The organism is Aeromonas sp. 602396 (assembly GCF_049173735.1).
Classification (GTDB): Bacteria; Pseudomonadota; Gammaproteobacteria; order Enterobacterales; family Aeromonadaceae; genus Aeromonas; species Aeromonas veronii_A.
On the sequence record NZ_JAAKSD010000020.1, the window covers coordinates 16,103 to 36,992 of the forward strand.

At 59.4% G+C, this 20,890-nt stretch carries 23 protein-coding genes; 8 read left to right on the forward strand and 15 right to left on the reverse strand.

Features of this window, described 5'->3' with window-relative positions; all coding sequences use genetic code 11:
- Positions 1 to 41 precede the first annotated feature (41 nt).
- Both malX and G5229_RS19275 read left to right on the forward strand, forming a co-directional pair.
- Complete coding sequence (gene malX / locus G5229_RS19270; RefSeq protein ID WP_232354435.1) at positions 42 to 1,511, forward strand: maltose/glucose-specific PTS transporter subunit IIBC; 1,470 nt, start codon at positions 42 to 44, stop codon at positions 1,509 to 1,511.
- Positions 1,498 to 2,742 carry a MalY/PatB family protein gene (locus tag G5229_RS19275; RefSeq protein ID WP_421210085.1) on the forward strand — a complete coding sequence of 415 codons (1,245 nt, stop codon included), beginning with the start codon at positions 1,498 to 1,500 and terminating at the stop codon, positions 2,740 to 2,742. Before malX ends, G5229_RS19275 begins: the two co-directional genes overlap by 14 nt.
- Positions 2,743 to 2,838: 96 nt before the next feature.
- Here G5229_RS19275 and pdxJ read toward each other — a convergent pair whose 3' ends face one another.
- The 10 genes from pdxJ to rpoE all read right to left on the reverse strand — a co-directional run bounded on the left by pdxJ (position 2,839) and on the right by rpoE (position 11,547).
- Positions 2,839 to 3,576, reverse strand: coding sequence for a pyridoxine 5'-phosphate synthase (gene pdxJ, locus G5229_RS19280; protein ID WP_005335389.1), 738 nt, complete (start codon positions 3,574 to 3,576; stop codon positions 2,839 to 2,841).
- 84 nt (positions 3,577 to 3,660) lie between these two features.
- Entirely contained in the window at positions 3,661 to 4,371 is a 711-nt protein-coding gene (gene recO, locus G5229_RS19285; protein ID WP_216950233.1) for a DNA repair protein RecO, read from the reverse strand.
- On the reverse strand, positions 4,372 to 5,271 hold the full coding sequence (gene era / locus G5229_RS19290) for a GTPase Era (protein WP_005335393.1): 900 nt from the start codon (positions 5,269 to 5,271) through the stop codon (positions 4,372 to 4,374).
- Positions 5,268 to 5,939, reverse strand: a complete 672-nt coding sequence (gene rnc / locus G5229_RS19295; RefSeq protein ID WP_005335394.1) for a ribonuclease III — start codon at positions 5,937 to 5,939, stop codon at positions 5,268 to 5,270. Before rnc ends, era begins: the two co-directional genes overlap by 4 nt.
- Positions 5,940 to 6,863, reverse strand: coding sequence for a signal peptidase I (gene lepB / locus G5229_RS19300; RefSeq protein WP_005335395.1), 924 nt, complete (start codon positions 6,861 to 6,863; stop codon positions 5,940 to 5,942).
- Between the two features lie 3 nt (positions 6,864 to 6,866).
- On the reverse strand, positions 6,867 to 8,660 hold the full coding sequence (gene lepA, locus G5229_RS19305; protein ID WP_005335396.1) for a translation elongation factor 4: 1,794 nt from the start codon (positions 8,658 to 8,660) through the stop codon (positions 6,867 to 6,869).
- Positions 8,661 to 8,776: 116 nt separating this feature from the next.
- Positions 8,777 to 9,238, reverse strand: a complete 462-nt coding sequence (locus G5229_RS19310) for a SoxR reducing system RseC family protein (protein WP_040068038.1) — start codon at positions 9,236 to 9,238, stop codon at positions 8,777 to 8,779.
- Positions 9,239 to 9,338: 100 nt separating this feature from the next.
- A complete protein-coding gene (locus G5229_RS19315) occupies positions 9,339 to 10,319 on the reverse strand; it encodes a MucB/RseB C-terminal domain-containing protein (RefSeq protein ID WP_216980206.1) in 981 nt (326 codons plus the stop codon).
- A gap of 21 nt (positions 10,320 to 10,340) precedes the next feature.
- Positions 10,341 to 10,943: an RseA family anti-sigma factor gene (locus G5229_RS19320; RefSeq protein ID WP_421205956.1), complete on the reverse strand. Its 603-nt coding sequence runs from the start codon at positions 10,941 to 10,943 to the stop codon at positions 10,341 to 10,343.
- Between the two features lie 22 nt (positions 10,944 to 10,965).
- Complete coding sequence (gene rpoE, locus G5229_RS19325; protein ID WP_042062096.1) at positions 10,966 to 11,547, reverse strand: RNA polymerase sigma factor RpoE; 582 nt, start codon at positions 11,545 to 11,547, stop codon at positions 10,966 to 10,968.
- Positions 11,548 to 11,729: 182 nt separating this feature from the next.
- On the opposite strand from rpoE, the gene nadB reads away from it, so the two are divergent.
- Positions 11,730 to 13,337: an L-aspartate oxidase gene (gene nadB, locus G5229_RS19330; protein ID WP_005335413.1), complete on the forward strand. Its 1,608-nt coding sequence runs from the start codon at positions 11,730 to 11,732 to the stop codon at positions 13,335 to 13,337.
- A gap of 133 nt (positions 13,338 to 13,470) precedes the next feature.
- On the opposite strand, the gene G5229_RS19335 is transcribed toward nadB, so the two are convergent.
- Positions 13,471 to 13,863 carry a protein YgfX gene (locus G5229_RS19335; protein ID WP_421210107.1) on the reverse strand — a complete coding sequence of 131 codons (393 nt, stop codon included), beginning with the start codon at positions 13,861 to 13,863 and terminating at the stop codon, positions 13,471 to 13,473.
- Positions 13,864 to 13,882: 19 nt separating this feature from the next.
- Entirely contained in the window at positions 13,883 to 14,152 is a 270-nt protein-coding gene (locus tag G5229_RS19340; RefSeq protein WP_005335417.1) for a succinate dehydrogenase assembly factor 2, read from the reverse strand.
- Between the two features lie 111 nt (positions 14,153 to 14,263).
- Here G5229_RS19340 and ygfZ point away from each other — a divergent pair, with 111 nt between their 5' ends.
- On the forward strand, positions 14,264 to 15,172 hold the full coding sequence (ygfZ, locus tag G5229_RS19345; protein ID WP_421210088.1) for a tRNA-modifying protein YgfZ: 909 nt from the start codon (positions 14,264 to 14,266) through the stop codon (positions 15,170 to 15,172).
- 6 nt (positions 15,173 to 15,178) lie between these two features.
- On the opposite strand, the gene G5229_RS19350 is transcribed toward ygfZ, so the two are convergent.
- Positions 15,179 to 16,060: a LysR family transcriptional regulator gene (locus tag G5229_RS19350; RefSeq protein WP_270906111.1), complete on the reverse strand. Its 882-nt coding sequence runs from the start codon at positions 16,058 to 16,060 to the stop codon at positions 15,179 to 15,181.
- 125 nt (positions 16,061 to 16,185) lie between these two features.
- Between G5229_RS19350 and G5229_RS19355 the strand changes: the two genes are divergently transcribed.
- Positions 16,186 to 16,632 (forward strand): PACE efflux transporter, encoded by a 447-nt coding sequence (locus G5229_RS19355; RefSeq protein ID WP_216961077.1) that lies wholly within the window; start codon positions 16,186 to 16,188, stop codon positions 16,630 to 16,632.
- Positions 16,633 to 16,794: 162 nt separating this feature from the next.
- Here the strand turns inward: G5229_RS19355 and G5229_RS19360 are convergent, their stop codons facing one another.
- On the reverse strand, positions 16,795 to 17,151 hold the full coding sequence (locus G5229_RS19360) for a hypothetical protein (RefSeq protein WP_167557017.1): 357 nt from the start codon (positions 17,149 to 17,151) through the stop codon (positions 16,795 to 16,797).
- Between the two features lie 244 nt (positions 17,152 to 17,395).
- Here G5229_RS19360 and cutA point away from each other — a divergent pair, with 244 nt between their 5' ends.
- The 3 genes from cutA to G5229_RS19375 all read left to right on the forward strand — a co-directional run bounded on the left by cutA (position 17,396) and on the right by G5229_RS19375 (position 20,045).
- Positions 17,396 to 17,713, forward strand: a complete 318-nt coding sequence (cutA, locus tag G5229_RS19365; protein ID WP_421210090.1) for a divalent-cation tolerance protein CutA — start codon at positions 17,396 to 17,398, stop codon at positions 17,711 to 17,713.
- Positions 17,710 to 19,500 carry a protein-disulfide reductase DsbD gene (locus G5229_RS19370; protein WP_421210092.1) on the forward strand — a complete coding sequence of 597 codons (1,791 nt, stop codon included), beginning with the start codon at positions 17,710 to 17,712 and terminating at the stop codon, positions 19,498 to 19,500. The genes cutA and G5229_RS19370 overlap by 4 nt, the downstream gene beginning before the upstream one ends.
- Before the next feature lie 131 nt (positions 19,501 to 19,631).
- Positions 19,632 to 20,045: a hypothetical protein gene (locus G5229_RS19375; protein WP_139733337.1), complete on the forward strand. Its 414-nt coding sequence runs from the start codon at positions 19,632 to 19,634 to the stop codon at positions 20,043 to 20,045.
- 55 nt (positions 20,046 to 20,100) lie between these two features.
- On the opposite strand, the gene G5229_RS19380 is transcribed toward G5229_RS19375, so the two are convergent.
- Complete coding sequence (locus G5229_RS19380; RefSeq protein WP_266135361.1) at positions 20,101 to 20,691, reverse strand: hypothetical protein; 591 nt, start codon at positions 20,689 to 20,691, stop codon at positions 20,101 to 20,103.
- Positions 20,692 to 20,890: the final 199 nt, after the last annotated feature.

A 20,890-nucleotide genomic window follows, 5' to 3' on the forward strand; every position in this document is an offset into this window, starting at 1 on the left:
ATAAGGTATGGGAATTTGCCCAGAGTTTGGGGAAAACATTCATGTTTCCCGTCTCTTTGATGGCATTCATGGGACTACTGCTGGGGGTGGGGTCATCCATTACCAGCCCCTCCACCATAGATAATTTTCCTTTTCTTGGTGGAGAATATACCCAGCTCGTCTTCAATCTGGTGGCAACCGTAGGCAGCTTCGGCTTCACCTATCTGCCCATCATGTTTGCCATCGGTATTCCGATGGGATTGACCGAAAAGAACAAGGGTGTCGCGGCCTATTCCGGTTTCGTCGGCTATATGGCGATGAATATCGGGATCAACTTCTATCTCGCCAGTACCAGCCAACTGGCTTCGCCGGAAAATATCAAACTGGCGGGGCAAGCCATGGTGATGGGGGTTCAGACCCTCTCCATGGGTGTGCTGGGTGGCATAGTGTCGGGGATCGTAACCTACTTCATCCATCGCCGTTTTTATAACCTCAAACTGCACGACGCCTTCTCGTTCTTCAGCGGCCTGCGCTCCGTGCCCATCATCACCGTGCTGGTCATGTCGCTGATAGGTCTCGCCATGCCGCTCTTCTGGCACTATGTGGCGCTCGGTATTACTGCGGTCGGCAACATGATCATCTCTGCCGGCTCTTTTGGTGCCTTCCTCTACGGAGTGGCCATCAACCTGCTCAAACCGCTCGGTCTGCACCACATCATGCTGGCCATGGTGCGCTTTACCCCGGCAGGCGGTACCGAGCTGGTCAATGGCGAAACCATTTCCGGCGCGCTCAATATCTTCTTCGCCCAGTTGAAAGCGGGTGAACCTATCAGCCCGGCAGCAACCGCCTTCCTGTCGCAAGGGTTTATGCCGACCTTTATATTCGGTCTGCCTGCTGCAGCGTTGGCCATGTATATGGCAGCCACGCCCGGCAATCGAACCAGAATCAAGAGCCTGATTATCTCCGGGGTACTGGTCTCTATCGTGACCGGTATTTCCGAGCCCATCGAATTCCTGTTCCTGTTTGTCGCGCCGGTACTCTATCTGTTCCATGTCTTTATGACCGGCGCCGCGCTCTTTGTGGTGGCCATGTGTGGCGTCACCATCGGCAATACCGATGGCAGTGCACTCGACCTGCTTATTTTCGGCATCATGCAGGGCTGGCAAACCAAGTGGTATCTGATAATTCCCATTGGCCTTATCTGGTCTGCCATCTATTTCACCGTCTTCTACTGGTACATCAAGAAATATGACATCAAGACCCCCGGCAGGGATGAGGTCGATGATATCCAGATTGCGAAACACGACCCGGCCGTGATCCTGAGTGCCCTCGGTGGCAAGGAGAATATCGTCAGCCTGGACAACTGCGTCACACGGCTGAGACTGGTGGTACACGATATGGGCAAGCTGCAGGAGAAGATCCTGAAACAGGCTGGCGCCCTCTCCGTCGTCAAGATCGACGAGCACAGCGTGCAGGTCATCATTGGCGCTCAGGTTCAAACCGTGAAGGATAATCTCGATGCTCTCCTGTAAAGATCGGGAGGCCCTGCGCCTCCCAACCCCCTCTGCCGACTTGCAATCCTCCCGTTTCGACGAGCTGGCAGATCGCATCAGCGACAAATGCCGCAAGTGGGATATGAAAGTGATCGAGAGCCGCTTTGGCCCCGTTCCCGCCGACAGCATTCCCATGTGGATTGCCGATATGGATTTCAAATCGCCGCCGGCTGTGGCTCGCAAGTTCAGCGAAATCATCAGCTGGGGCACCTTCAGCTACACCCACTGCATCGATGATTTCTACGAGGCGGTCATCAACTTCCAGGCCCGCCACCACAAGGTCGCGGTGGAACGGGAGTGGATCACCCTCTCCTATGGTACCGTCTCCACCCTGCACTACACGGTGCAGGCATTCTGCCAGCCGGGTGACAGCATCATCATGAACACCCCTGTCTATGATCCCTTTGCCAAGGCGGCCGAAAGGCAGGGGGTCAAGGTTGTCGCCAACCCGTTAGCCCTGAACAAAGGACGATACCGGATCGATCTGGCGAAGCTGGAGGAGCAGATCATTAGCCACAAGCCCAAAATCTATTTTCTCTGCTCGCCCCATAACCCGTCGGGCAGGATCTGGAGTCAGGCCGAGCTGGAAGCCGTTGCCGACATCTGCCTGCGCCATCAGGTGTTGATGATGGTCGATGAAGTGCATGCAGAGCACATCATCCATGGCGAGTTCGTCTCCTTTCTGGCACTGGAGGAGCGTTACTGCAACAACATGATGCTGATGAGCTCGCCCAACAAGGCATTCAATCTGGGCGGATTGAAAACCTCCTACAGCATCATTCCAAATCCGCAGATAAGAAACCGCTTCAGAGCGCGCCTTGAGCAGAACTCCATCACCTCTCCCAATGTGTTCGGGCTCTGGGGAATTATCACCGCCTATAACGAGTGCGATGCATGGCTGGCCGAATTGAATCTCTATCTGAGAGAGAACTACGCCCTGCTGGCGCGCTACTTCAGGGAGAATCTGCCCGACTTCCAAGTCATGCCGATGGATGCCTCCTATCTGGTCTGGGTCAATACCAAAGGGAGCGGAATGAGCGCAAGCGAGGTGACCCTCAGGTGGGCAGTCGAAGCGGGGGTCATCATCGAAGATGGCTCCCACTACGTCAGCGATGGCGAAGAGTATGTGCGGATCAACATAGGCACCTCCCGCCAGCTGCTCGGCGAGGCGCTGCAACGTCTGGGAAGATGGGCGCAGCAGCAGGTCTGACGACTGCGATATTCCCATCGGCAGAAACAACAAAAGGGATGCCATGGAGTCCCTATTGTTTCATATGGCCACTGTGCGTTGCCAGTACCCGAAGCATCAGATCCCCTGACGAGCTTCCTGCATCAGCAGGCGCATGTCGCTCACGGCTTTGGCCAAACCATCGAAGGCGGCGCGGCCGATGATGGCGTGGCCGATGTTGAGCTCATAGAGCTCGGGGATGGCGGCGATGGCCTTGACGTTGTGGTAGTGCAGGCCGTGACCGGCATTGACCTTCAAGCCCTTGCCAGCGGCATAGGAGGCGCCGGCGGCGATACGCTTGAACTCGGCGTTGCGCTCAGCATCGGTGGTGGCATCGGCGTAACGGCCGGTATGGATCTCGATAAAGGGGGCGCCACTCTCGGCAGCCGCATCGATCTGGATGGGATCGGCGTCGATAAAGAGGGATACCTGGGCACCCACAGCAGAGAGGCGGGCAACGGCGTCAGTCACCTTGTCCAGCTGACCGGCCACGTCCAGACCGCCCTCGGTGGTCACTTCGGTGCGCTTCTCCGGCACCAGACAGACGAAGTGGGGCTTGATGCGGCAGGCGATGCCGATCATCTCTTCGGTCACCGCCATCTCCAGGTTCATTCTGGTCTGGATAGTCTGGCGCAGGATCTCCACATCGCGGTCGGTGATGTGGCGGCGATCTTCACGCAGATGCACGGTAATGCCATCGGCCCCGGCCTGCTCGGCCACGAACGCGGCCTGTACCGGATCCGGATACTGGGTGCCACGGGCGTTGCGCAGGGTGGCGATATGGTCGATGTTCACACCCAGATAGATTTCACTCATTGAGAACTCCTTGAAAGGCTTCATCTGTTGACTGCGCGGTCAGCGAATCACACCGCGCCAATATCCGTATGTCTGTAATCTGTGTCAGCCTTGCATACTGGCTTTGCGTTTTAAAAACAGCTCCCGGCTCTTTAGCTGGCGCTTGCCCAGATAGGGTTGCAGTGCCAATCGGCTGAAACGTTTGGCCGCCTGCAGCAAGGGAGGGGTATCGAAACGTCCCTCGGCAAAGGCGAGCAGGTGGGCACCGAGAAACAGGGTACGGGGATCCGGCGCCCGCTCGCAAGCAACAAAGCCCAATTCACGCTCGAAGCCATAGAGCAAGTTCGGCTCGATGGGCGACTCGTCGTCCGCCGTGTATTCGAAATCCACCGCATAGCCGAGCGCCTGCAACAGCAGGAACTCGAAGCGACGCAGCGGCAGCTCCGGCGTCTCGCCATCGGCCAGCGCCATGATGGCACGGGCATAGGCATCGAATACTTCGGGGAACGGGGTGTGCGCTTCCAGCAGGTAGTAAACCAGCTCGTTGAGATAGAGGCCGTAGAAGAGGCGATCACCGCCGAGTCGCAGGGAGTGATCCGGGCATTCGACCTGGGTGAGATTCTTGAGATCCCCCTTGCCTCGCCAGGCGATGGTGAGCAGGGTAAAGGGCTGCAACAGCCCCTTGAGAGGGGAGCGTGGCCCGCGAGAACCGCGAGCCACCAGGGTAAATCGGCCACTATCCTGGGTGAAGACCTCGACCAGCTGGCTGGTCTCCCGATAGGGCCGACTGTGGATGACGAAAGCCGGGGTCAGCAATCAGTCGTCGCCATACCCGAGGCTACGCAGGGCGCGCTCATCATCAGCCCAGCCCGACTTGACCTTGACCCACAGCTCGAGGTGCACCTTGTTCTGGAACAGACGTTCCATGTCGAGGCGCGCCTCGGTGCCGATGGTCTTGATCTTCTCGCCCTTGTTGCCGATGACCATCTTCTTCTGGCCATCGCGCTCGACCAGGATCAGGCCGTGGATATGGTAGAGGCCGTTCTCTTCCACCTTGAAGCGCTCTATCTCCACCGTCACCGAGTAGGGCAGCTCCTCACCGGTGAAGCGCATCAGCTTCTCGCGGATGATTTCGGAGGCCATAAAGCGGGAGGAGCGGTCGGTCACGTAATCTTCCGGGAAGAAGTGGACGTTTTCCGGCAGCAGATCCTTGGCCCACTCGCGGATCTTCTCCACGTTGGTGCCCTTTTCGGCACTGATGGGCAGAATATGGGCGAAGTTCATCTGTTGGCCCAGCCACTCGAGGTGGGGCAGCAGATCTTCTTTCTCTTTGACGTTGTCGATCTTGTTGACCGCCAGCACCACAGGGCACTTGAGATTGCGCAACTTGCCCAGCACCATCTCGTCGTCTTTGGTCCAGTGGGTACCGTCGACCATGAACACCACCATGGCCACATCACCCAGCGAACTGGTGGCGGCACGGTTCATCAGGCGGTTGATGGCCCGTTTCTCTTCAATGTGCAGACCTGGGGTATCTACATAGATGGTCTGGTAGTTATCCTCGGTGTCGATCCCCAAAATCCGGTGACGGGTGGTCTGGGGCTTCTTCGAGGTGATGCTGACCTTCTGGCCAAGCAGCTTGTTGAGCAGGGTGGACTTGCCCACATTCGGGCGGCCCACGATGGCGACAAAGCCGCAATAGGTAGTATCTGTCATGACAGTTTTTCCAATGCTTGCTGCGCCGCGGCCTGTTCGGCCTTGCGACGGCTGGTGCCGACCCCGACGAGGGGACCATCCAGACCTTCCACGTCACACTGGACGGTGAACTCCTGGTTGTGGGCCTCGCCCTTGACGTTGGTCACGGTGTAGGTCGGCAGGGATTTGCGGCTTCCCTGCAAAATTTCTTGCAGACGGGTCTTGGGATCTTTCTGCTCGATGCCCGGCTTGATCTCTTCCAGGCGGCTGGCATACCAGCTCAGCAGCAGTGTCCGCACCGTCTCAAGATTGGTATCCAGATAGACGGCACCGATCACCGCCTCGACCGTGTCGGCCAGGATGGATTCGCGGCGAAAACCGCCGCTCTTGAGTTCGCCGGGACCGAGGATCAAGTGATCCCCGAGGTCGAACTCCCGGCCCAGTTCGGCCAGGGTCTTCTCGCGCACCAGGGTGGCGCGCATCCGGCTGAGATCCCCTTCCGCCGCTTGCGGGAAGCGGTGGAACAGATCGTCGGCAATCACCAGACTCAAAATCGAGTCACCCAGAAATTCCAGTCGTTCATTGTGACGAGAGCCGGCGCTGCGGTGAGTCAGCGCCCGGGTCAGCAGTTCCAGATCCGCAAAGACATGCCCGAGACGGGACTGCAGTCTGTTCATCTTGATATTCATTTACTTGATTCCGCCAATGCGGTTGAAGCGCACACCTGTCGGTACCCAACTTGGCAGCAGGGAGCCTTCTTCGCGCTCGAATTCAAAACTTATCCAGATAGCGACCGCCTTGCCGACCAGATTCTGCTCGGGCACAAAGCCCCAGAAGCGGCTGTCGGTGCTGTTGTCGCGGTTGTCGCCCATCACGAAATACTGGCCTTCCGGTACGACCCATTCGTCGGGGTAGGTGCCGGGCTGGCGATAGTAACGGCCAACCATATCGGGCATCAGCGGATTGCGCAGGGTCTCGTGGGAGACATCACCCAACTGCTCGGTATAGCGGTCAAGGGGGATCCCCATCTGGGTAAATTCGCCTCTTTGTTCAAACTTGACGTCGAGCTTCTTGAAGCCCGGGCACGTTTTCCCTTCCTGCTCTTCGCACTTGGGCCGGATCATCAGCTCCTTGTTGCGATAGATGACCCGATCACCCGGCATGCCGACCACCCGCTTGATGTAGTCAACGCGCGGTTCAAGGGGATACTTGAACACCACCACATCGCCGCGCTTGGGCTCACCGGTCTCGAGGAACTTGGTGTTGGTCACCGGGTCCCGCAGACCATAGGCAAACTTCTCCACCAGGATGAAATCGCCCACCAGCAGGGTAGGCATCATGGAACCTGACGGGATCTGGAACGGTTCAAAAATGAACGAACGCAGGATCAGCACAAAGGTGATGACCGGGAACACCCCGGCGGTCTGCTCAATCCAGACCGGCACGGGGGCGACCTTGGCCAGGGTCTTCTCATCCAGGTGGGCACCGCCATGGGCACGAGCCACAGCAATCTTGGCGGCGCGCTGCTTGGACCAAATCATCTTGTCCAGACACCAGATAACACCGGTGATCGCGCAGACCACCACCAGGATCAGGGAAAACGTGCTTGCCATCTATTAATCCTTTCCGACGTGGAGAATCGCGAGGAAGGCTTCCTGCGGCACGTCGACACGGCCGAGGGACTTCATCCGCTTCTTACCTTCTTTCTGCTTGTTCAGCAGTTTCTTCTTACGACTCACGTCACCACCGTAGCACTTGGCGGTTACGTCTTTACGCAGAGCCTTGACGGTGCTGCGAGCGATGATCTGGTTGCCGATAGCCGCCTGAATGGCGATATCGAACATCTGGCGCGGGATCAGCTCGCGCATCTTCTCCACCACCTGACGACCGCGATACTGGGCGTTGTCCTTGTGGGTGATGATGGCCAGGGCATCGACGCGCTCACCGTTGATCATGATGTCCAGACGGACCATGTCGGAGGTTTCGAAACGCTTGAAGCCGTAGTCCAGCGAGGCGTAACCGCGACTGGTGGACTTCAGACGGTCGAAGAAGTCGAGCACCACTTCCGCCATCGGGATTTCATAGGTCAGCGCCACCTGCTTGCCGTGATAGACCATGTTGGTCTGCACGCCACGCTTCTCGATACAGAGGGTGATGACGTTGCCCATGTACTCCTGCGGCAGCAGGATATGACACTCGGCGATCGGCTCGCGCATCTCCTTGATGCTGGTGATGGCGGGCATCTGGGCCGGGCTGTCGATATGGATGGTGGAGCCGTCGGTCAGCTCGATCTCGTACACTACGGTCGGCGCCGTGGTGATCAGATCCAGATCGTATTCACGCTCCAGACGCTCCTGAATGATCTCCATGTGCAGCATGCCGAGGAAGCCACAACGGAAGCCGAAGCCCAGCGCAGTGGAGCTCTCCGGTTCGAAGAACAGGGAGGCATCGTTCAGGGAGAGCTTGTCGAGGGCGTCACGGAACGACTCGTAGTCATCGCTGGAGATGGGGAACAGACCCGCATAAACCTGCGGCTTCACCTTCTTGAAGCCGGCCAGCGCCTTGTCGGCACCGTTCTTGGCCTGAGTCAGGGTATCGCCCACCGGCGCGCCGTGGATATCCTTGATACCGCAGACAACCCAACCTACCTCGCCACAGCCCAGCCCCTGGGTATCCACCTGCTTTGGCGTGAAGATACCGATACGATCGACACCCCACACCTGACCGGTGCTCATCACCTTGATCTTGTCGTTCTTCTTCAGGGAACCATTCTTGATCCGCACCAAAGAGACAACGCCCAGATAGGAGTCGAACCAGGAGTCGATGATCAGCGCCTGCAGCGGGGCATCCGGGTCACCTTCCGGCGCCGGGATCTTGGCCACGATCTCTTCCAGCACCAGATCAACACCCAGACCAGTCTTGGCGGAGCAGCGCACCGCATCGACTGCGTCGATACCGACGATGTCTTCGATCTCCTCGGCAACCCGCTCGGGTTCTGCGGCCGGCAGGTCAATCTTGTTCAGCACCGGCACCACTTCCAGATCCATTTCCATGGCGGTATAGCAGTTGGCCAGAGTCTGTGCCTCAACCCCCTGGCCGGCATCCACCACCAGCAGCGCCCCTTCACAGGCCGCCAAAGAGCGGGAGACCTCGTAGGAGAAATCCACGTGGCCCGGGGTGTCGATAAAGTTCAGCTGGTAGGTGTTACCGTCTTGTGCCTGGTAGTTCAGGGTCACACTCTGTGCTTTGATGGTAATGCCGCGCTCGCGCTCCAGATCCATGGAGTCAAGCACCTGAGCCTGCATCTCGCGGTCGGACAAGCCACCGCAAGTCTGGATCAGACGGTCCGACAGGGTCGATTTACCGTGGTCGATGTGCGCAATAATCGAAAAGTTACGAATGTGTTTCATCGAGCAAGAGTCACTCAAAATTAGTTAAGGTCAGTTATGGAGGCGCGATTTTACTGGATAACCCGGCTGACGGCCATTCTTTAGTCGCCAGCGCCAGTGAAATAGCGCCTGTTCGGTCAGGGGAGGATGCGGACAGGGACGACAACGCCGAGCATCTGCGGGCCGTAACGCCCCTGATCCAGGCGGTTGGAAAAGTAACGAACCAGTAAAAAGCCCAGCACGCCCCCCAGCAGGCAGCAGAGAATGGTAATCCCCTCCCCGCCCGAGAGCAGCGGCGCCAGCCAGAGCTGCCCCAGCAAGGCGCCGGCCAACAGACAGAAAAGCGGCAGCACATAGACCAGCGCAGCCCCGCGCAGCAGACTCTCCTGCGGGATACCGAGCCTCACTTGCTGGCCAACCCGCACCTCGGCGGTCAGCCTGACTCGCAAGCGGGGGGCTTTCAGGGGAAACGCCTTGGCCACAGTGCCGGTACCGCAGTTGGATTGCTGCTGACAACCACTGCAGGCGGAGCGACGCTCGCACTCCACCCAGGCATGGTCACCCTCAATGGCCACCACGGTCGCCAGCTCTTCACTCATCTCATTCACGGCAACACCTCGTGCTCATGCAATGGCAGGATCTGAACACGACTCACAGCCAACGGCAAGCCGCACACTACTGTGAACCCAGAACATGGACTCACTGCACCGCTTCGTTGCGAGCCAGCGGCTGCACCGACTCGGCGATGCGTTTGGCTGTCTCGGCAGGCACTTCCCCAACCACGGTGATCTCGACCCCCACCTCGTTGACGTAGCTCACCAGCGAGGTCGCCCCCTGGCGGATCAGCTGCTGGCGCACCGCCTGCTTGGGATCGACCCGAGAGACGTAGACCGAGAGATCCACCAGGCCATCGGAGAGCATCATGTAATCCACCGGTACACTGGTGGTCACCAGCTGGTGCCGGTCTTGCGACAGCACCTTGAAGCCATCGGGCAACCAGGTGATCTGCCAGTTCAACTGCTGTTGCGGCGCCGGATAGGCATCCTCCAGCGCCAGCGCCGAGGGCTGCTTGCTGTTGGCCAGCTTTACCAGCCATGGGGACGGTTTTTGTTGCAATTGCAGATCCACCCCCAGCATCTGCTCCACCAGATTGCCCTCCCGCTCCACCATGTCGACTCGCAGCAACAGGTGACTACGTTCGTCAATCCAGAGCACAAAGCCATATTTGTCAGCTTCCTTGGGAACCAACCTGACGACTTGAGCGACCTCGCCGGCCACCCGGCTACGGCCAGCAAGCACAGGATCATAACTCTCCAGCACCTGTGCCAACGGCATCTTCACCAGGGTCGACCAGATACCGGGAAAGCGGGCATCCTTCAGGGTGTAGGGATCATGGCTGTTTTCAAAAAAAGTGTATTCATTCTGACGCTGGAGATACTCGATCGCCTTGCCATCGAGATAGCTGAGATGGGCTACCTCCTTGCCATCGATCACGGCATGGCTGATGCGGATCGGTTCAAGACGTCCCTGACGGGCCTTGACCATGGACAATTCGAAGTTCTGTTGCTGCACGGCACTCTGCATCTGCTGCAACAAGGCCTCGGCCGACTTATCGTCGGCCGAGGCCTTGGCACTGATCAGCAGGAGAGAGGCCAGTAAAATACGGCTGTACTGGCGCACGTTGATATCCCTGACGACTCGTTATTGTTGGTTCTGCCTGTCTTGCAACAGGCGTTGTTGCAACTGGTGGTCACGCAGGAAGGCGTTGATCCGCTCCCGCTGTTCCTGCATCTGCTGTTCGGTCAGACCTTGCTGACGGGCACGGGCACCATCCTGTTGCGGATAATGGACGCTCACAGGCGCCGCGCTGCCACCGATTGGAATGGTATTGAGCACCGGATTGGCCGGAACGCCATCCTGTCCCTGATAATGCTGCACTCCGAAGATAACAGCGGCGGCCACGGAGGCGGCAATGGCGTATTGCCCCAGTTGCTGACCGACACGGCGGAACAACGGAACCACATTGGAATCTGTCTTGACAGGTGCAACGACAGGTTGCAGTACGGGAGCCGTCTCGACCGGCTTGGGTGCCAGTATGGTGGGCTCATCCTCCAGCGCAGTCATGATGCTGTCACTGAGATCCAGTTGCAGATTGACCGGCAGGTCACCCCGCATGGCATCGCCGATCAGGTGGTAACGACCCCAAGTATCTTGCAAGTCGGAGTCCATCTCCAGCTCGTTCAGTACCTCTGCGTCACTCAGCTCACCATCCATCAGGGCAGAGATTTGCTCTTTATTTGCCATAAGTTAACCCGTCTTTCCCCAGTTAATTCTCGATCAGAGGTTGCAGCTTTTTATCGATTGCTTCCCTCGCCCGGAAGATACGGGATCTGACCGTACCCACAGGGCAATCCATGATTTCGGCAATCTCTTCGTAGCTCAGCCCTTCCAGTTCGCGGAGGGTGATAGCTGTCCTCAGGTCTTCCGGCAATGCCTCTATGGCTGAAAACACGGTGCGTTTGATCTCGTCAGTCAGCGCCAGGTTTTCGGGGGTTGAGACCTCTTGCAAGGCTTCACCGCCGCCATAAGACTCCGCTTCGTCAGCCTCCACATCACTGCTCGGGGGCCTACGCCCCTGGGAGGTCAGATAGTTCTTCGCCGTGTTCACGGCAATTCGGTACAACCAGGTGTAAAAAGCACTTTCGCCACGGAATGTCGGCAATGCACGGTAGGCTTTTATAAAGGCCTCTTGCGCCACATCGGGCACATCGCCGGGATTGTTGACATACCTGGCAACCAGGTTGACCACCTTTTGCTGGTATTTTTTTACCAACAGGTTGAAAGCTGCTTTATCGCCGCGCTGGACCCGTTCAACCAGTTGTTCGTCCAGTAGATTCTGGTCGCTCATCAGAGCCGTAAAACCCCCATCAGGTTATCGTTTTTCTTTTCCGGCCCTTCCTAAGCGCACAAGTTCAGACAGGGAGAATCAGAGAAAGTTCGCTTCAATTGAAAAAAATGTGATGCAAGCTGCATCCTCGCCCTCGCTTGGGCTACCATGGTGCCAGTTCTTAATCCAGGCCAATGATACTTATGAAAGCAAGTGTTGAATACCTTTGCGATGTACTGATCATTGGCAGCGGTGCCGCTGGTTTGTCCCTCGCGTTGCGATTGGCAGACCACGCCAAAGTCCTGGTTCTGAGCAAGGGGCCCATCAGTGAAGGGGCCACTTTCTATGCGCAAGGAGGCATCGCTGCCGTTTTCGACGAAACCGACAGCATCGAATCTCACGTGAGCGACACGCTCAACGCGGGCGCCGGGTTGTGTGACCCGGCAGTGGTGGAGTTCACCGCTCGCCACGCCCGCGAATCCATCCAGTGGCTCATTCAGCAAGGGGTCCCCTTCGATCAGGAGGAGAACGCCGACGGCGAATCCCAGTACCACCTCACCCGGGAAGGGGGCCACAGCCATCGCCGCATCTTCCACGCGGCGGATGCCACTGGCAAGGCGGTGCAACTGACCCTGATCGATCAGGTGCGCGCTCACCCCAATATCCAGTTGATGGAGCGCTTCAACGCGGTCGACCTCATCACCACCCGCAAGCTCAACCTGCCGGGCAACAAGGTGCTGGGCGCCTACGTCTGGAACCGCAACGCCGAGCAGGTCGAGGTGATCCGCGCCCGTTTCGTGGCGCTGGCCACCGGTGGTGCTTCCAAGGTCTACCAGTACACCTCCAACCCGGATGTGAGCTCTGGTGATGGTATCGCCATGGCATGGCGGGCCGGCTGCCGGGTGGCGAACCTGGAGTTCAACCAGTTCCACCCCACCAGTCTGTTCCACCCGGACGACCCCAACTTCCTGCTGACCGAAGCGCTGCGTGGCGAGGGGGCCTATCTGCGCCGCCCGGACGGCAGCCGCTTTATGCCGGAGTTTGACGAGCGGGCCGAGCTGGCACCGCGCGATATCGTCGCCCGCGCCATCGACCACGAAATGAAGCGGCTCGGGGCGGATTGCATGTATCTGGATATCAGCCACAAACCGGCCGATTTCATCATCAAGCACTTCCCGACCATTTATGAGCGCTGCCTCGCGGTCGGCATCGACATCACCAAGGAGCCGATGCCCATCGTGCCGGCCGCCCACTACACCTGTGGCGGCGTGATGATCGACAACAACGGCCAGACCGATATCCCCGGCCTCTATGCCATCGGCGAAGTGACCTACACCGGTCTGCACGGCGCCAACCGCATGGCCTCCAACTCCCTGCTGGAATGCGTGGTCTATGCCCATCAGGCAGGGGCCGATATTCTGGCCAAGCTGCCGATGAGCGTGGAGCCGCCGCGCCTGCCGGTATGGGACGAGAGCAAGGTGGAAGATTCCGACGAACTGGTGGTGATCCAGCACAACTGGCACGAACTGCGGTTGATGATGTGGGACTACGTGGGGATAGTGCGTACCAACAAACGCCTGGCCCGCGCCAAGCGCCGCATCGACCTGCTCAAGCAGGAGGTGCAGGAGTACTACGCCAACTTCCGTGTCTCCAACAACCTGCTGGAGCTGCGCAACCTGCTGCAGGTGGCCGAGCTTATCGTCAACTGCGCCCTGCAGCGCAAAGAGTCTCGCGGCCTGCACTACAACCTGGATCATCCGGATATGCTGCCGGACTCCAAGCCAACCGTACTGACCCCGGAGCGGGATTAATCCCCTTCCCGCCAAGCATTGCAGCAATCAGTGACCCCGCCCCGGCGGGGTCACTTGTTTTCAACCGCTTTTCAGCCACATGGCAACAGCTTATCGCGCTAAATCAGCGCATGGTCATCACGGAAAGCAGGCGTCAGCGCCGAGATGGCAGAAAGTGGATGGCTCGCGCCAGCAGGCGGTAATGTTCGGGGGGAAGGGCGTCGGAGAAGAGCCACAGTTGCCGTGGCGACGCCGATTCAGAGCCTTCCGGCTCGGGACAAAGCGCCAGCCTGAGCACGCCGGGCAAAATGCGGCTTTTCTTGCCGAGCTGATAGCGGCAACCTTGCCACTGTAGCCACTGACCATCCCAGACAAGCTCGAACGGGGGCGCGGCGAGCACCCGCCAGCTCAGCCAGAGCGACACCAACCAGACGGGCAGCAACAGTGCCCACTGCCAACCGCCAATCAGGCCAGCCACCGGCCAGAGCAGCAACAAAAAGAGGGCCACCAGCAAACATTGCTGATGGCGGGAGGGGTGAACCGTCACGATCACCCGCTCCACAGTATTACCCCTGGCGGTCGTGGCGCGCCTGATTGCGCTCCAGGATCATCGGGATCATGGCGGCAAATGCGGGATCGGCAGGGACACCATGACCCATGCACCATTTGAACAGATCCGGATCGTCGCTCGCCAGCAGGCGGATAAAGGTCTGCTGATCGGCTTCGCTCAGGGAGTCGAACTCGTGTTCGAAAAAGGGCATAAAGATCACATCCAGCTCGAGCATACCGCGACGGCAGGCCCACTTCAGGCGGGATTTTTCAACTGGGCTCAACATGGCACTCTCCTTACAAAGACCGGGGGATGGTACCAGCTGGATTTTCCGGCTGACAAACATTAGTTACGTCTTTACCATGCAGCTCACATACTTTCTCTCTGGAATACCATCGTGAGCCTGCAACCACCTGTTTTTCCTGCCGAGCCGACCCGCTTCTCCCTGACCAAGCTGGCCATCACCCGTATCAGCGGCCAGGATCGAGCCAAATATCTGCAAGGTCAGGTCACCTGTGATGTCAACGCCCTGCAACCGGGGCAACAGACCCAGGGTGGCCACTGTGATCCCAAGGGCAAGCTGTGGAGCAATTTCCGCCTGTTCTGCCTCGACGACAGCCTGCTGCTGCTGACCAGCCCCTCGGTGCTGGAACGTCAGTTGCCGGAGCTGAAGAAATTTGCCGTCTTCTCCAAGGTCGAGATCACCGCCGATGAGCGTCACGCTACCGGGATCGCCGGTACGGGCAGCGATGGCTGGATCGCCGCGCAGTTTGGCCTTGAGCAGAGCGGTCTGATCGATGGCGGCATGGCGGTGAAGATTGAGCAGGATCGCTGGCTGCTGGTGAGCAATCAGCAAGCCGACACCCTGCCGCAAGGTGACGAGTCACTCTGGTGGGGGCTCGAGATCAAGGCGGGCCTGCCACATATGGAAGCGGTGCATCAGGGGGAGTTCATCCCGCAGATGCTCAACCTGCAGGCGCTGGACGGTATCAGCTTCAATAAGGGCTGCTACATGGGGCAGGAGACGGTGGCCCGCGCCAAGTATCGCGGCGCCAACAACCGCGCCCTGTTCCTGCTGGCGGGCACTGCCAGTGAGCCGGTCAATGCGGGCGATACCCTGGAGATCCAGCTCGGTGACAACTGGCGTCGCAGCGGCATGGTGCTCAACGCTTGGCAACATCAGGGTCAGGTGTGGCTCACCGCCGTACTGCCGAAAGACACCGAGGCTGACGCCCAATTCCGCCTCAAGCAGGACGAAGGCTCCCGCCTCACCCTGCAACCCCTGCCTTACGTCCTGACCGAGTAAGGTCGGCTAGCGAGGCACCCGCGCCAGCAGTGCCTCCTTCAGCCAGCGCCCCGCCAGCCCCAGCGGGCGGGCGCGATGCCACTGCAACTCCAGCGCCAGCGCGTGGCTGGCGATAAAGTCTGGCTTCAGCACCACCACTTCGCCCCGCTTCAGCGGTTGATGCAGCAGAAATTCCGGAATGGCGGACCAGCCAAGGCCCCGCTTGACCAGCTCCAGCACCCCGAGATCCCCCTCGACCCACCACACCTGAGCCGAGATGCGAAAACGCTGGCGCTCGCTCCCTTCTCGTCGGCCGGTCACCATCAGCTGACGTGCACCCTGCAGATCGACCTCCCGCAGCGGCTGCTTGCGGGCCAGCGGATGATTCGGTGACACCACCAGCGGCATGGTCACCTCCCCCAGCGATCGGGCGACAATCTCCCGCTGGGGATGCACCTTCTGATAGCTGATGCCGAGCTGGGCCCGACCGGTCACCAGCATCTCGGTCACATCCTCCATCAGCGGGAAGAGCAGCTCCAGCTCCACGGTCGGGTAGCGAGTGGCGAACTCCTCCAGCAGGGTGCCGAGCCAGGGGAGGTGGGAGTCATCATCGATGGCCAGAGTGAGGCGCGTCTCCACCCCGGCCGCCAGCTCCCCGGCAATGGATTGCAATCGTTCACTCTGCGCCAGCAGGATCCCCGCCTCCTGCACCATGCGGGCCCCCGCCTCCGTCAGCTGCGGATAGCGGCCGCTGCGGTCAAACAGGGTGAGCGCCAGATCGATCTCCAGATTGGCGATAGCGCTGCTCACTACCGACTGCGCCTTGCCCAGCTTGCGGGCGGCAGCGGAAAACGAGCCGGTTTCGGCGGCCGCCAGCAAGATCCTCAGTTGTTCCAGTGATGGCGTCATCTTATGGCCCTCCGGCAAGCTCTCTCATCCATCTATTTTAGCGATGGATACCAACATGAATCTATCGCTAAAGATCTATAGATTAACCAGCAATCCGTGAATAAATCTGATTGAGAGAGTGACTTATGCGTACCCGTAACGATCGCCTGCGCCATGCCATTGGCTTTGAATTCATTGGCCTGCTGATTGCCGCCCCGCTGGCCAGCTGGGTTACCGGGGTCGGGCTCAACCATATGGGCCCGCTGGCACTGTTCTTCTCGGTGCTGGCCACGGTCTGGAACTACATCTACAACATCGGGGTCGACAAGCTGCTGCTCAAATATCAGGGCCATACCCACAAAACCCTGTGGCAACGGGTTCTGCATACCTTCGGCTTTGAGGGCGGTCTGCTGATCGTCGCGCTGCCGGTCATGTCCTGGTGGCTGAGCGTCAGCCTGCTGGAGGCGCTGGTGCTGGATCTGGGCTTCGTCGTCTTCTATCTGATCTATGCCTTCGTCTACAACTGGGGTTATGACAAGGTGTTCCCCATCCCCGGCGAAGTGCCGCACGGCATGCCACAAGAGGCGCGCTAAGGCACGAATCAGTTGGATTGAAACCGAGAAGTGAAGGTCAACGAGGGAAGGCAACAGAAGAAACGACACGGCCCCACCATGGCAGACATGATAGGGCCGCAACAGGGATCAGCGCTGGCAGGCCGGCTGATTCAGAGGTAAGGATTCAGGCCTGCCCGTCGCTCAAGCCTGGGCCTTGAGCTCTTCGCCGCTCTCGTCGGCCGCAGCAGCCTCTTCAGGCTGGGCCTGAGCGGTCTGCAGCGCTTCCAGCTCGCTCTGATAATCGCTCAGGATCTGCTGGGCAACCGCCATATCTCCCTTGTGTTTGCGCTCGAACAGATGGTGCTGCACCACGCCGTTGAGATACTCCACCGTGATGGGCTGCTCCAGGGTGGCCATCAGCTCCTCTTTCTCCAGCTCGGCATTGATTTCATCGGCGGTCGTGCGCAGCAGCCCGGCCAATTGAACCAACATGCGGCGCTCACCTTCGCGCAGCAGGCTCAACATGCGGTTTCTCTGCTGCTCATTCTGTTGGGTCATACATTTCCTTACGTCAATTGGGAACAAGCCCGCTCATTCTGCCCTGTCCCCATGACAGCGTCTATCTCATGCCCCCCACAAATTTTTGGCGCTGGCTCACAAATGGCTACAGATGCTATTTGAAGCGCCTCTGGGGTATAGTAGCCGCTGATTTTCGGGCGCTTTTTTCACCTTCATCCGCAGACAGGGATGAGACGGCAAGGGCGCCTGCCCGGTTTACCCCAACGAGGTGAAGATCCGCTTTATGACCGACGCCATTGTGGTGCTCTGCACCTGCCCAGATCAAACCAGTGCCGACCTTCTCTGCGAGCAGCTGCTGAACCAGCGGCTGGCCGCCTGCATCAATCAACTGCCGAGCATGACCTCCGTCTATCGCTGGCAAGGCAAGGTGGAGCGCACCGCCGAGATCCAGCTCATCATCAAATCCCGTCAGTCGCGCTTTGCCGAGCTGCAGGCATGTATTCAAGCCAATCACCCCTATGAGGTGCCCGAGCTGCTGGCCCTGCCGGTGAGTGCCGGACTACCTGCCTATCTCGACTGGCTCAATGGGGAGAGCGCATGACGTTCACCCGCTTGCTCTCTCCCCTGTTGCTGCTCTGTGCCCTGTTGACGACAGCGGCGGGCAGCGCCCCTGCCCACGCCAGCGGCACCGATCTGCTCAGCTCGCTGGGCATTGAGGCCAATGCCAAACCCAAATTTTTGCAGGTCGATGAGGCCTTTCAGATCGAGAGCGAACAGCGTGGCGATCAGCTGCTGCTAACCCTCCACATCGCCGACGACTACTACCTCTATCGCCATAGCCTGCGCTTCAAGGGGAACAACCTCACCTTCAGCGAGCCGACCCTGCCGGAAGGCACCGAGCACGAGGATGACTTCTTCGGCAAGACCCGGGTCTACTACCAGCAGGTGAGCATTGCGGTGCCGCTCAAAGAGGTGGGCGACGGCGCCACCCTGCGGGTGCGCTATCAGGGCTGCACCGACGGCCTCTGCTACCCGCCGACCGACAAGCTGATCGATGTGGCCCCGCTGGTCACGGCAACCACCGCATCCGCAGCTGAAACGGCACAAAGCGTCGCACCGGTTAGCCAGCAGGATCAGCTCGCCGCAGCCCTCGGCAATCAGGGTTTCTGGCTCAGCATCGTCGCCTTCTTCGCGCTGGGGCTGGGGCTCGCCTTCACCCCCTGCGTCTTCCCCATGTACCCAATCCTGACCGGCATCATCGCTGGCGCCGGCCATCGCCTCTCTACCGGTCGCGCCTTCCTGCTCTCCTTTGTCTATGTGCAGGGGATGGCGGTCACCTACACCTTGCTGGGGCTGGTAGTGGCCTCGGCAGGGCTGAAATTCCAGGCTGCACTGCAACACCCCTACGTACTGATCGGCCTCTCGCTGATGTTCGTGCTGCTGGCCCTCTCCATGTTCGGGCTCTACACACTGCAGTTGCCGAGCAGTTTGCAAACCCGGCTCTCCGGTCTCTCCAACCGCCAGCAGGGCGGCTCGGTAGTCGGGGTCGCCATCATGGGGATGATCTCCGGGCTGGTCTGCTCCCCCTGCACCACGGCGCCGCTCTCGGGGGCACTGATTTATGTTGCACAGAGCGGTGACCTCTGGCTCGGCGGGGCGGCGCTCTATGCGCTGTCACTGGGGATGGGGCTGCCGTTGCTGCTGCTCGGCACCTCGGGTGGCAAGCTGCTGCCCAAAGCGGGCGCCTGGATGGATGTGATCAAGCAGCTGTTTGGTTTTGCCCTGCTGGCAGTGCCGATCCTGCTGCTGTCACGGCTCTGGAGCGACCAGATTGCTACTCTCGCCTGGCTTGGCTGGGGGCTGCTGCTGTGCGGCTACCTCTATCACCACAACCAGCATCAGCCCCACTCGGTGGCCAGAAGCGTGCGCGGTTTCGTGCTGTTGCTGGCGATGATCAGCGCCGTGGTAGTGGGCAAGGATCTGCTGCAACCGGCCCCCCCTGCTGCCATCACGGCGGATGCCAGTCAAACGGCACCTCAGTTTATCCGCATCAAGACGCTGGATGATCTCAAGGTGCAGCTGGCCGCCGCTCGCGGCAAGCCGGTGCTGCTCGACCTCTACGCCGACTGGTGCGTCGCCTGCAAGGAGTTCGAGCACAAGACCTTCAGCGATCCCACGGTGAGGGAGCGCTTCGGCCAGATGGTGCTGCTGCAGGCGGATGTTACCGCCAACGACGATGCCGATATCGAGCTGCTCAACGGCCTCAATGTGCTGGGGCTGCCGACCCTCATCTTCTTCGACCGCGAGGGCAAGGAGCTGACAGGCCTGCGGGTCACCGGTTTTATGGGGCCTGCCGAGTTTCTGGGCAAACTTGATCAGCTACGCTGACCAACGGCCCCCCTGTCGACAGGCAGGGGCCGCCTCATACGTTACGCACTGATTTTTCTGGCAATCCCTTGTATATGACCGGCAGCATGGCAGAATTTGCCCTTCGATTGTCTCGCCCGTCCGGAGTTTTGATGAAAAAGTGGTTCATCCCCCTGCTAGCCCTCTGGCTTTATGGCTGCAGTGCAGGGCCCGGTGAAGAGGATATCCGGAGCCAAGTTACCGCCAAGCTGCTGGCCGAGACAGACGCCAACCTGTTCGATATCAGCGACTTCACCATCCTCGGCAAGGAGGAGCGGATGGAGGGGGTCTATCTGGTCAAGGTGAGTTACCAGCTCCACTTCAAGCAGGGGCTCGATCAGTTGCAGGTATTGCACGACGAGGATCTGGTCTACGACCGGGTTGGCCCCTTCCAGCAGGAGATGGGTCTGATGGAGCTCGAGCGTAAATATGGCGAGTTCGAGGCGGGCCAGGTGCTGCCGCAAGAGGCAGAGGTGTGGATGATGAAGAGCGAACAGGGCTGGCGGCTGGCGGAACCAGCGCAATAAAAGGCAACAAGCCCCTCATGTCTCTGCAACGGCGGGGCTGCCGTTGCCAACCAGCTCAAACCTGGGTATCGACCCGATACCCTTTTCGCTCGGCAGGTTCGTTCGGCAGCTTGCTGGCCAACCCTGACAGTACCTCCTTGAGGGTGACCCCGCTCTCTGCCGCACCGCTGCTCTCCAGCAGCTTGGTCAGCTGGCTCTGCAAGGGGTTCACCGCTTCGATCTCGGCTCCTGGTTCGCTCTCTTTTCCCTGCCCGCCCTGTTGATCCAGCGTCTCCAGCAGGCGCTCCAGATCCCGCTTGAGCGGATTTTCGCTGCTGTCGGCGATGGCGAGTTTGCGCTGTTCCTGCTCTTGCCGCTGTTGTTGCTGCAATGCCAACTGTTGTTCCTGCTGCTGTTGCAGGGCGCCCATCATGGTGTTGATGAACGCTTCCAGCGAATCTCTGATTGAGATGCGGCTCCCGCTGCTATCCTCCCCTTGCGGCGACAGCCCGAGCTCATCCAGCACGGCGCCAAGATCGCGTACCATACGGCTGTCACTGCCCGTTGATGGTGAGGTCACAGCCCGCTCCTGTGCCTGCGCAGCGGGAGATCCCTGCCGTTGCGCCAGCGGGGTGAGCCCGCCTGACGCGACCACATTTATCTCCATCTTGGCCCTCCTTCACATCTTTTTCGGCCAGCGAACCCGCTCTTGTTCGCCTGGCCCGGCATCACGCTCACACCTAAAAGATAGCGCCAACCAGCAGGGATTGGCGCGAATGCATCTTTTGGTCTATCAGGCGAGATAATTGTGCCAACCCGCTATAAACAAGGGGCTGGCAAGAGTGCCTCGTTCAACCATCACTACG